General features: G+C 66.4%; 11 protein-coding genes. 1 reads left to right on the forward strand and 10 read right to left on the reverse strand.

Annotated features, from left to right (window positions below):
- Nucleotides 1-2: 2 nt before the first annotated feature.
- The 10 genes from ACYQ6W_RS03675 to ACYQ6W_RS03720 form a co-directional block, all read right to left on the reverse strand.
- Entirely contained in the window at nt 3-1,136 is a 1,134-nt protein-coding gene (locus tag ACYQ6W_RS03675) for an OmpA family protein (RefSeq protein WP_459673642.1), read from the reverse strand.
- Entirely contained in the window at nt 1,133-1,939 is an 807-nt protein-coding gene (locus tag ACYQ6W_RS03680; RefSeq protein WP_459673643.1) for a MotA/TolQ/ExbB proton channel family protein, read from the reverse strand. The genes ACYQ6W_RS03675 and ACYQ6W_RS03680 overlap by 4 nt, the downstream gene beginning before the upstream one ends.
- Nucleotides 1,930-2,502, reverse strand: coding sequence for a sigma-70 family RNA polymerase sigma factor (locus ACYQ6W_RS03685; protein WP_459673644.1), 573 nt, complete (start codon nt 2,500-2,502; stop codon nt 1,930-1,932). The genes ACYQ6W_RS03680 and ACYQ6W_RS03685 overlap by 10 nt, the downstream gene beginning before the upstream one ends.
- Nucleotides 2,495-4,588, reverse strand: a complete 2,094-nt coding sequence (locus ACYQ6W_RS03690; RefSeq protein ID WP_459673645.1) for a flagellar biosynthesis protein FlhA — start codon at nt 4,586-4,588, stop codon at nt 2,495-2,497. Before ACYQ6W_RS03690 ends, ACYQ6W_RS03685 begins: the two co-directional genes overlap by 8 nt.
- A complete protein-coding gene (locus tag ACYQ6W_RS03695) occupies nt 4,581-4,844 on the reverse strand; it encodes a flagellar biosynthetic protein FliQ (protein WP_459673646.1) in 264 nt (87 codons plus the stop codon). Before ACYQ6W_RS03695 ends, ACYQ6W_RS03690 begins: the two co-directional genes overlap by 8 nt.
- Nucleotides 4,841-5,188, reverse strand: a complete 348-nt coding sequence (locus tag ACYQ6W_RS03700; protein ID WP_459673647.1) for a FliM/FliN family flagellar motor switch protein — start codon at nt 5,186-5,188, stop codon at nt 4,841-4,843. Before ACYQ6W_RS03700 ends, ACYQ6W_RS03695 begins: the two co-directional genes overlap by 4 nt.
- Nucleotides 5,189-5,217: 29 nt before the next feature.
- Nucleotides 5,218-5,964, reverse strand: coding sequence for a flagellar hook-length control protein FliK (locus tag ACYQ6W_RS03705; RefSeq protein ID WP_459673648.1), 747 nt, complete (start codon nt 5,962-5,964; stop codon nt 5,218-5,220).
- A 1,652-nt stretch (nt 5,965-7,616) separates the two neighbouring features.
- Nucleotides 7,617-8,627: a flagellar motor switch protein FliG gene (gene fliG / locus ACYQ6W_RS03710; RefSeq protein WP_459673649.1), complete on the reverse strand. Its 1,011-nt coding sequence runs from the start codon at nt 8,625-8,627 to the stop codon at nt 7,617-7,619.
- A complete protein-coding gene (locus ACYQ6W_RS03715) occupies nt 8,620-10,245 on the reverse strand; it encodes a flagellar M-ring protein FliF C-terminal domain-containing protein (RefSeq protein WP_459673650.1) in 1,626 nt (541 codons plus the stop codon). The genes fliG and ACYQ6W_RS03715 overlap by 8 nt, the downstream gene beginning before the upstream one ends.
- Nucleotides 10,245-10,562 (reverse strand): flagellar hook-basal body complex protein FliE, encoded by a 318-nt coding sequence (locus ACYQ6W_RS03720; RefSeq protein ID WP_459673651.1) that lies wholly within the window; start codon nt 10,560-10,562, stop codon nt 10,245-10,247. The genes ACYQ6W_RS03715 and ACYQ6W_RS03720 overlap by 1 nt, the downstream gene beginning before the upstream one ends.
- A 361-nt stretch (nt 10,563-10,923) precedes the next feature.
- Here ACYQ6W_RS03720 and ACYQ6W_RS03725 point away from each other — a divergent pair, with 361 nt between their 5' ends.
- A complete protein-coding gene (locus tag ACYQ6W_RS03725) occupies nt 10,924-11,283 on the forward strand; it encodes a flagellar basal body rod protein FlgB (RefSeq protein WP_459674042.1) in 360 nt (119 codons plus the stop codon).
- The last annotated feature ends 1 nt before the right edge of the window (nt 11,284 follow it).

An 11,284-nucleotide genomic window follows, 5' to 3' on the forward strand; every position in this document is an offset into this window, starting at 1 on the left:
CCTCAATGGATATGGGACCCGCGGCCTGCATGGGCATGCGCCGCGGCGGGTGGCGGCGTGCTCGGCGTGGCCGGGGGCGCCGCAGTTGGATGGTCCGGTGCCGCCGCCGCGGCGGGTGCCGATGCGGGCCCCTGGGGCGCGGGGGTAGGTTCCGCAGGCGGTGTGGCGGGCATGGGCATGGAGGGCGGCGGGGTGATGGCGTCAGGCGCCGCCGTCTCGCTGGTGGACCGCACATCGGGCGCGCGGATGACGATGACGACGCGGCGGTTCTTGGCCCGCCCCGCCTCCGTCGCATTGTCAGCGACCGGCACGTATTCGCCGAAGCCCTGGGCGGAGAGCCGATCGCCATCGATCCCCTGTTGGCTGAAGAGGTCGACCACACTGACCGCGCGTTCGGCCGAGAGAGACCAGTTGGAGGGAAACTGCGCCGTCGCGATCGGCTGGTTATCGGTGTAGCCCTGAAGGTTGATCGAGAAGGGGCGCGGCAAGGTCTTCAGGCTCTGCGCCACATTGTCGAGCAGATCCCTCGCCTGGGGCAGGAGCGTCGCCTGGCCGGAATCGAAGAGGACTGCGGCGTCCAGGCTGATGGTGAGCGTCAGCGGGGTTGCGTCGATCGTGACCTGATGGCCCGAGGTCAGCGGGCTCAGCATGCCCTCCAACTGTTGCTTCACCTTCTCGAGGGCCAGCGCCTCGGCCGCCAGCTGCTGAGACATCGCCTGGCTGAGCATCGGCTTGGTCGGGCGGGGGTTCGGCGGCGGCATGGGCTGCGCCGGTTTGGGAGAAATCTTCTCGGCATGCGGCTTCGGTGGCACCGGAAGCTGCTTCGGCGCCACCTGCTTCGGCTTCGTCACATCATGTGGCGTTCGCGAGGCTGGATGTTCCGTCGGCCGCGGCACGGGCGACGGCTGATGCTGCATCACCCCGTTGTTCGACCCCGTGTTCCGCATGATCGCCGGCGTCACGTTGCGGAAGGCCGCCACCATCCCCTTCGCCTCTTCCTCGAGCTTTGCCCGGTTTCGGGACGAGGAGGCGAACAGAACCACAAAGAGCGCGAAGAGGAGCGTCATGAAGTCGGCGTAGCTGATGACCCAACGTTCGTGGTTCGGGGGCTTCTCGCCATCACCCGCGCTGCTCATGCTGCCTGCTCCGCCGCTTCGCCGAGATCAGCCTCGGCACCTTTGCCCGCAGCCTTCTCCTTCTTCTTGTCTGTCACGAAGCTTTGCAGATTCTGTCGGATGAGTGTGCCCGACTTGCCTTCGGAGAGCAGAAGAAAGCCCTGGATGACGATGTGCCGTTCCTGCTTGCGCGCCTTGGCGTAGGCCGCGATGTGCATGCCGAGAGGCAGGAACACCATATTGGCGAAGCCGACGCCGTAGACCGTCGCGATGAAGGCGGTCGCGATGCCGGCGCCCAGCTCGTCCGGATGGTCGAGCCGCGTCATGACGTGGATCAGTCCGAGCACCGCGCCGAGCACGCCGATGGTGGGGGAATAGCCGCCTGCCGCTTCCCAAAATTCGGCCGCCTTCATGTCAGCGCGATAGTCGTTGTCCGACAGGATGCCGAAGATCGTGTGCAGATCTTCCTGACTGGTATTGTCGATGATCATCTGAAGCCCCTTTTTCTGGAAGGGGTCCGGTGTGCTTTCGAGCACTGCTTCGAGCGCGAGAGACCCCTGCGCGCGGGCGAGGTTCGACCAGTTTCCGATGTTCTCGATAAAGCCTGGAATGTCCGTCTTGGGCGGCTTGAGCAGGGTCATCGCACCCTTGATGCCGACACCGATGCGGCCAAGGCCGAATTGCGTGATCACCGCTCCTGTCGTGCCGCCGAGCACGATCATCGCTGCGGAGACGCCGATCAGCTCTGTCGGACTGTCGCCGTCCATGATGACCGCGAACAGGATGAAGCCGAAGGAGACGACGATCCCGATGATTATCGACATGATGCGGTCACTCCAGATGCGGCGGTGAGCCGGGCGGCAAGATCCTCCAGGGCGCGTTTGCGGATCCGCGAAGCATAGCCCTCGCTGATGTTGAGGATGGCGGCGATTTCCCGGTTGTTCATGTCCTCGTAAAAATGCAGGGCGAGGACGCGGTATTCGAGCGGTGGCAGGGTCTTGAGCGCAGCGGCGATCTGCTTCTTGTCATCGGCACGACTGAGTTGGAGCAGAGGATCTTCCGGTGAATCGCCGGATTGCACGGCGGCCACCTCCACCACTTCCGTGTCAAAGACCGTCTCGCCGCGCTGGATGGCGCCTTCGCGCCGCAGCCCGTCGATCATCGCGCCGCGGATGCGCCGCGCACAGAACGCCTGAAAATCGATGCCGCGCGTCTGGTCAAAGCGCTGCAAGGCTTCGAGCATGCCGACGGCACCAAGTTGTAACAGCTCATCGAGATCCGCCCAGGGCATGCGGGCCTTGAGCATGAGGGCCGTGCGCTTCACCCAATTGCCGTAGAGCTGGCGTAGAGACGCATCATCCGGCAGAAGAGGGCGCTGTTCACTCATCGGTCTGGCCCGGTCCAGCGGTGTAGATGACCTGCAGGGCCGTCGCTTCGGGAATTTCTTCGATCGCGATCACGAGAATGATCGGCATGACGGCGCGCGCGACGACCCGCCTCAAGCTGCCTTGAATGACGAGCACCGGCTTGCGGTTGAGCGCGCTGAGCGCCCGCACCGCATTCTGTGCGGCCTGCCGCAGATGCAGGGTGGTCTCCGCCTCGACTTCGTGGCCGATGCCGGATTCCCGCGATGCGCGCAGGCTTTTGGCGACGAGTTCTTCCAGACCCTGCTGAAGCACCGCAACGCGTAGCGTCAGATCCGGACCGAGAAAGGGGGTGACGAGAAAGCGGCCGAGGCGGATGCGGACGGCCGCGAGCAGGGCCTCCATCTCCTTCGCCGGTCCCGTGGACGCGTCCACCAGCGCCTCGGCGATACGCTCGAAGTCGCGGATGGGAACCTCTTCCTGCAGGAGCGCCTGCAGCACCTGGCGGATGACGCCGAGCGCCAGATTGGTGCGAAGATCTTCAGCCAGGCGGGGCTGGGTCTCGGCCAAGCGGGCGATCAGGCTTTCGACCTGCGGGCGACCGAGCAACTCCGCCCCATGACGTTTCAGCACTTCCGCGAAATGGGTGGCGATCGCGCTGGCCGCGTCCACCACGGTATAGCCGCGCTCCTCTGCCATCGGGATGGCCGATTGCGCGATCCACAGGGCGGGCTGGCCGAAGGCCGGGTCGCGCACGGCGCGACCCACGGCCAGCGGCTCCGTGACGAGACTGCCGGCAATCGCGAGCCACTGGCCCGGCCAGACCTCGCCTTGACCGACGGCGGCGCCGCGCAAGGCGAAGCGATAGCCATGGGGCGTAAGTTCGCTGCTGTCGCGGATATGGACGGCGGGCACCAGAAAGCCCATTTGCCGGCCATAGCGCTGGCGCACCGCGGTGAGCCGGTTGAGCAGCTTGCCTTCGCCCGGCGCCACCAGCGGGGTCAGCGCATAGCCGATGCTCATGCCCACAGGGTCGACGCCGGTGACGTCCCCCACCGTATCGATCTTTGGCTCGACCGGTGCGGCCACCTCGCCTTGCGGTACGGTCGCCGCCGCCCCCTCCTTCGGGGTTGCGCGCATCTGCCGCCAGGCGAGGCCACCGAGTAGGCCACCAATCAGGAGGAATGGCAGATGCGCCATGCCGGGCATGAGGCCGATCGCCGCCATGATGGCGCCGCCGATCGCCTGGGCTTGCGGATAGCGCCCCATCTGAGCGCGGATCTGCTGGCCGAGATCCTCGTGCGATGCGACGCGCGTGACGACGAGACCGGCAGCGATGGAAATGGTGAGCGAGGGGATTTGCGCGGCAACGCCATCGCCCACCGTCAACAGGATATAGGTGCGCGCGGCATCAGCCAGCGGCAGCCCTGCCTGCAGCGTGCCGATGACCAGGCCGCCGATCATGTTGATGGCGAGAATGATCATCGCCGCCACCACGTCTCCGCGAACGAATTTGGAGGCGCCATCCATAGCGCCGAAGAAATCGGCTTCCCGGCGGAGGGAGTCGCGCTTCTTCTCGGCGGCCTGGGGCGTCAGCATGCCCGCATTGATCTCGGCATCGATCGCGAGCTGCCGCCCTGGCAGGCTGTCCAGCATGAAGCGGGCGCTGACTTCGGCGACGCGACTGGCGCCGCGCGTGACGACGACGAAATTGATGATGATGAGAATGAAGAAGACGATGGCACCGACGACGTAGTTGCCGCCAACCACGAATTCGCCGAAGGCTTCGATCACCCGCCCGGCGGCGCCCGGCCCGCTTGCACCGTTGAGGAGGATCGCCCGTGCCGTCGCGACGTTCAGGGCCAGACGCATGAGCGTGGTCGCCAGCAGCACCGACGGGAAGGCAGAGAATTCGGCAGGCGAGGCGATGTAGAGGCTGGCCGCAAGGATGACGAGGCCGGCCGAGATGTTCAGGGCAAAGAGGAAGGAGATGGCGGCGGGCGGCAGCGGTACCACCAGCATGACGAGCACGAGCAGGATGACGAGCGGGCCGGCCAGTTCGACCAGGAGAATCCGCCGTGGCGGACGCAGGGCGAGCGCGTCAGCCATGGAGCAGCGCCGGGATCGCGAGCAGCAACCGCGTCGCGTAGCGCTCCACGCCCGCCATCATGAAGCCGCCGACGAAGGTGCAGAGCAGGGCGACGCCGATGACCTTGACGATGAAGGGCAGCGAAGAATCACGCAATTGGGTCGCCGTCTGCAGAATGCCGACGGCGATGCCGAGCACGAACATGAGCAGGATCACCGGCCCGCAGAGCTGGGCGAAAGCGAGCCAGGCATCACGATCGACGGTGGCTGCGGTCACAGGAAGGCATCCCCCGCCTGATCGCCGTCCTCCACCACCCCGACGACACGCACGCCATAGCGCGTCTCTGAAATCGAGACGATTTCTCCGGCCGCGATCTTCTGTCCATTCGCATAGATGCCGAAGGCTTCGCCGATCGTCTTGTCCAGCCCGACGATCTGCCCTTTGCGGAGATTCTTGAGTTCCTTGACCGAAACGGTGGTGCGGCCGAGTTCGACAGTGAGGACGATGGGCAGCCGCTCGACCAAGGCCTGGCTCGTGATGGCCGGGGCATCGCTTGGCACGGGCTGCATCGGCTCCAATTCGACGCGTTCGCCGCCAGATGTCTCCGCGGAGGCCGCCATTCACAGAAATCCTTGTTGGTAGAACGATGTTAGGCGACGGCCCGTGCACCACGGAGACCGTCCTTCTGCCCGGCTCCATCCGCCTCGAGGGCAGGAAGCGGTGTGACCATGGCGGGCGTGAATCTGTTCCTCCCTCCTTCCTGTCCCTGGGCGTTACCGCCGGTGCCACCGCCGATCTGCGCTTGGCCGAGGCTGAGGCCTGCAGCGGCCAGAGCATGGTGCAGATCCTGGATGGCGCCGTGGATCAGCTGCGCCGTTTGTGGAACCGTCGGCACGAAAACCACGTTAACAGTGGCGTCGCCGGCGAGAGCGACATGCACCGACAGCGAGCCGAGATTGGCAGGGGTGAGATGCAGCACCGTTGAGGACTGCCCGTTCTGTGACAGGGCGATGACCGTCGCGGCCAGTGCGCTCGACGGGGTGGACAGCCCGCTCGGATCCCCGGGTGCGCTCGCGAGTGGCATGCTGCCTGCGGTCGGCACCGCGAGGGCGGAGGCGTGACCGAGTCCCTGCCCGGGGATCGCCCCTCCCATCATCGGCGCGCCGCTGCCGAACAGGCCGGATGAACCCGCGCTGCCAAGCACGGCGCTCTCTGTCAGGCTCTTATGACCGGAGGCAGCGGCCGCAGGGATCCCGAGGCTCGGGATCGCGAGATGCAGAGCGCCATCCGCCGTCGCGGTAACGCCGGACGACGCCGCATCAGCCTGGGGCGCTGCGGTGCGGATCGCAAAGCGAGGCACCGTATCCGCGTCCCTATCCTGCGCGGCAGATGCCAAGCTGGGCATCCTGACGGGACGGCTTTCCGAGGCGCCGGCAGATGCAACGGCTCCGGCGCTCGTCGCCGGTGCCCAGGAGAGGGCGGGTGCGGGTCGCCGGTCAAGCTGGTCAGCGCTTGCCTTCACCGGCCCATCGGAGCCTGTCGTCGCTCCGCCGCCCGCCTCATCCTGCACTGGCGTGGCCAGGGAGCTGGGTGAGGATTGGGCAGGAGCGGCAGGAGCAGAAGCAGGAGCAGGAGCAGGAGCAGGAGCAGGAGCAGGAGCGGCAGGAGTAGGAGGCGCGCCCGGTGCGGCTTGCACTACCGTCGTCCTTGGCGGCGCGTCTGCGTTCCGGGGCAGCGCTGCGGCTCTTGGGACGGCAGCGCTGGCCGTCGGCGACGTCACTGGCTTCGGAGCGGTGGAACCGGCCACAGGGGCGGAGTTCTCGTCGGTCCGGACGGTGGCTGAGGGCGTTTTCGAGGGGATGACAGCCGTGCCAGTTCCCGCGGACCTCGCGACGGATGATACCGGCGCAGACACTTGGTCCGACAAGGACGGTGGCGGCGGGGAAGACACGCCATCGCGCCTTTGGCGCTCCGAGGTCGCGACGTGAGTGCCCTCCGTCACCGGCAGAGGTGACCGCGCATCCTGCGGCGATGCCTCGGTCGTCGTCGTCGACTGGGCGGCCGCCGGTGGCTGAGGCGTGCCGTCATCGGGTTCGCCGCCAAGCGTCGTCCCCGTTGTGCGGCTTAGGATTGGCGCCGTCTGCACGGGGTTAGCACCCGCTTGGGGAACGGCACTGGGCGGGCTCGCCACCGGGGGAGTTGCAGGCTGCGCCTGGAGCGCGCGGCCGAGTGCCGGCGGCTGGACCTGTACGCCGGCTGCTGCAGACGAGGTGGGCTCTGCCTGCTCGCGCGTCGGTGCCGGCGGGCGGTCTGCATCGACGTGTGGGTCCGTTGCCACGGCGACCAGCGGTGCCGCGTCATGGAGCGGAAGGGGATGACCGCGGTGCTCGTCCCGCCTGGGGGCAACCCCGCCATGGCTTCGAACCGGGCCATCGACCGTCGTCTGAAGACCGTCGGTTAGGTCCGGGGTGGGTTGGTGCAGCTCCGCTTGTGGCGCGTCCGCTGGCGGAGGCTCTGCCTGTTGCGGATCCGTCGGGGCTGCCGGCACGGTTTCGGCGAGCAGCGTCGGATCCACCTGCGCCGTCGGACCAACGGTTGGAGCGGCAGATGAGGGCAGCGCCGGCTCCGCGGCCGCGGCTGCGCTTGCGTCGCTCTGCACCGCGGGCCCGCTTCCGGGCGCCTCGGGAGCGGCGGTCGTCTCCGCATCGGCAAGAGCAGACAAGGGGGCGGCGAGAGGCTGCAGTGCCACGAGGGCACTCAAGACCTTTCCGTCATCGGACAACTGGAGCGTGTCAGGGGGCGCCTGCTGGCCCGCTGTGGTGGCCTCTTCAAGCGCTGCCGACCCCGACGTGGTCTCGGGGACAGGCCCGCCTTCCGCTCGCCCCGGTGTCGCGGGCTCGATCGGTGCGGCAGGCCTAGGCGTGGGCAGCACCCCCGCCTCCAGCAATGCTCTTGCCCAATCATCCGTTCGTGTTTGAAGCGCGGCGCCGGAAGACGCGGTCGTCAGGACGATTTGGCTGAGGGCCGGAGGTGTGATCGTCTGCGCCATTAGATCATGTCTTCCGAGGCGCTGATCACGATGCGGCCCTCGCTCGCGAGTTTCAGCGCGGCTGCGACGATCTCGGTCTGTGCCGCCAGAGCGTCCGACCGCCGCAGGGGTGGCCCATTCGCCAGCTCCTCCTTGAGAAGATCGACCATGCGCTTCGACATGTTGGTGAAGAACTTCTCGCGCAGCGGCTCGTCCACCAGACGCAGGGCGATGACCAGTCTCTCGCTGGGCACTTCGCGCAGCAGGATCTGGATGGCGCGATCGCTGAGCTTAAGAAGATCGAGGAAGGTGAAGAGATTTTCGCGGATCTTGTCGGCCGTCTCGCTGTCGCGCTCGGTGATGGCCGCCATCACGCGCTCGGATAGACTCGTCTGCAGCAGATTCAGGATGTCTGCCGCCTGGCGCGGGCCGCCGAGATCGGCGAATTGCCGTGCACCGCCTTCCGCTTGATTGGCGATGATCTCGTCCAGCATTTCCCGGAGTTCCTTAACCGCCCCGGGGGACACGGTATCGAGCAAGGTGTAGCGATAGAGCGCGTCCGTCGCCAGTTCCTCCGGCAGATAGGACAACATCGCGGCGCCAGTCTCATGCGGCACATGGGCCAGCAGAAGCGCCAGGGTCTGCGGCCGCTCGTTGCCCATCTGCATCGCAAGCGTCTGCGCGTCGATCTTCTGGAAGGAGGATTCGCGGTCTGCGCGGGACAGCTGCTCGAGGATGGCGCGTGCCTGCGTCTCACCCAACGCCGCCGTCAGCACCGAGGTGAGGAACTGCATGCCATCCGAGCCGAGATCGGCCATGCCGAAATCCTGCGCGAAGGCGTGGATGATCTCGTCGCGTAGGCTGAAGGTGACCTTGGGCAGGGTCGCCATCGCCAGGGAGATCTTGGTGATGGCCGATTCATCCATGTGGCGCAGGATGTCGACCGCGAGGGGCTCACCGAGTTCCCGCAGAACGACGGCCGCCCGCTCGGCGCCGCTGAGCGGCTGGTCGAGGCTGACCTTCTCACTCATGGCGCTCAGCCCAATCCTGCAGCAGACGGGCGACGCCGGCGACGTTCTTGGCCGCCTCTTCCCGCAGCCCCGTATATTCGACGCGGGATGGCACGATGGGGCCCGCGATCTGCTCGGCGGCCGCGATGGCTGCCGCCGGAATGGCGGAGGACGCGGCCGCCGGCAAAGCCAGCAAGCGGCGCGGCGGCGTCAGGCTGCCGATACGGCGGCCGAGCGGCAAAGCGAGACCGAAGAGCAGCGCCAGCGCCGCGAGCACTTCCAGGATAGCCTGCGACAATGGCCCGATGCTCTGCTGCAACTGGAACGGTTGCGCAAGCGCCGAGGTGCGGCCGAAGGGCGCAACCAGAACATGCACGGCAACCTTCGGATAAGAGAAGGCCGCGGCGATGAGCGCCCTGATCTGCTCCGGATCGGTCCCTTTCAGGGCGGCTTGATCCAGCACTGCCGAGATCGCAAGGCCGCTGACGCGCCATTCCGGTGGATTGATGTCGCTGACACGCGTATCCGTCAGATAGGCCTGAGAGGACGAAGACGTGGTGCGCCGAGGTTCAGGGGGCGTTTCCGGCTTGGTCACCGTCGCCGCCGCGGTCCCGGCCGCGCCGGTGGTTCCGGCCGGCGGCGTCGGCGTCGCGGGCGGCGGCTGTGCCGTGGTCGGCGGAATGGTGGGGGCCGTTGCCGCCGTTGCCGCCGGCGGCTCGTTTGACAAGGCACCCGGAATGCCCATGGCGAGATCTGGCGCACCGATCTGCGTACTGTCCCTGCGATCTTCGCGGGACACCATCTGGCCGGGGCCATAGAGGGTCTCGTGGGTCTGGCTCTGGGTGAAATCGACGTCGGCCGAGGCTGCGATGCGATAGTGCCCAGTTCCGAGGATGGGGGCGAGCAGGCGAGAGACCCTTTGGCTCGCATCACTCTCCACCAGGGCAATGGTGGAGAACTGCGTGGCGGTCGAGGTCTTGCTGTCGTTGACAGGATAGGCGCGGACCCCATTGGTCGTGGTCACGCTGATCTGCGCCGGCTCGAGACCTGGCACCGCGCCGGCGACCAGATGCGCGATCGCGGGTCCGAGCGTCTCCGCATCGGAATCCGCCGCATCGATGATGACCGCCGCGCTCGGTTTCGGCTGATCAGCGAGGAAGGGCGTATCGCGGGGCGTCGCCAAAAAGACCTCCGCGCTGCGCACACCGTTGAGGCCCTCGATCGTCGCCTGAAGCGAGGCCTGTAAGGCCTGTGTCGCCATCGTCGTCTGGGCCAGGTCGGAGGCCGTCATCGGTGCCGACTCAACCTTGTCCCAGGCGCTGGCTGCCGTGGTGCCCGGCAGTTGCTGAGCACCGAGCTGCAGCCGTGCGGCCGCCAGTTGGTCGCTCGGCACCAGGATGATGTTGCCGGCTGCTCGCAATTGGTAGGGAATGCCCAGCTTCTGGAGTGCCGCGATGACCTTGCCGCCCTCCGCCGGGGTGAGGCCTTCGTAGAGGGCGGCATAGCCCGGTCCGCTCATCTCGAGATAGAGCGTGAGGGCCAGAGCGAGCCCGACCACCCCGCCAGCTGCCCAGGCCAGCCGCGGAACACGTGCGGCGAAGCCCTGGATCTGGGCCAGAAATTTCCGCCAGTCGGGCATTAGAACTGCATGCTCATGATCGACTGGTAGGCCGAGACGATCTCATTGCGTACGGCCACGGTGGCGTTCCAGCCAACCTCCGCCCGGTCGCTTGCGACCAAAGCCTGTGCCAGGGTTGCGCCCGGTGCGCCTGTGACGAAGCGGGACTGAGCGCCGGCCGCTTCATTCTGGTCCGCGCTGACGGTGCGGAGGGCCGCATCCACCATGCCCAGAAAGTCGCTGGCCGTGCTCGCGCCCGGCACTGCAGGCGTCGAGCTGCCGGCATCGCCTGCGGTGCCGACGATGGCGGACAGAGAGGGAATTCCGCTGCTCAGCATGACACCGTACCGGTCAGAGCGACGAGACGTCGGCAGGCATGGCATAGAGATGTAAGGTCAATCGCGCCATCGCCGCCCTCCCAAAAACTGCTGCTATATGCGGGAGCGTCTTCTTAAGCCTGCAGAGATGAACAAATGGTTTCCAATGAAAATTCATGCACATTCATGCGATCATTCCGGTTGAAAATCGCCCAAGACCGTGCCTATGAAAGAGGCGGAATGCATGAATATTGCTGAACTATGAATGCCACCGACGGCCACCTAAATTCGGACGGATGATGAGTAAATTGTAAAGCAAGATCGACGCACGATGCCCGGTAAGAGGATATCGGCGGATGGTTCAGGTGCGGACAGAGGCGTGATGATGCAGGTCAGTTTCATCGACTTTTACGGCGGTGTTCTCGATGCCGGGCAGCAGCGTGCTACGCTTGTCGCCAACAACATCGCGAATGCCGATACGCCCGGATTCAAGGCGCGCGACATCGACTTTACCGCTGCCTTGGCAGGCATGCTGGACGGCAGCCTCACCTCGGCCAGTGCAGTGGATCCCCTCTATCGGCAAGCGAGTACCGTCACCCTTGACGGCAACGACGTCTCGCTCGATGGCGAGCGAATCGAGGCTGCACAGAATGCCGAGCGCATGACAGGCGCGGCCATCTTCCTGCATCAATCCACGGCGGATCTCATCGGTGCGCTTCGGCCGAACCCGGGAGGCGTGTGAC

Source organism: Acidisoma sp. 7E03 (genome assembly GCF_054665075.1).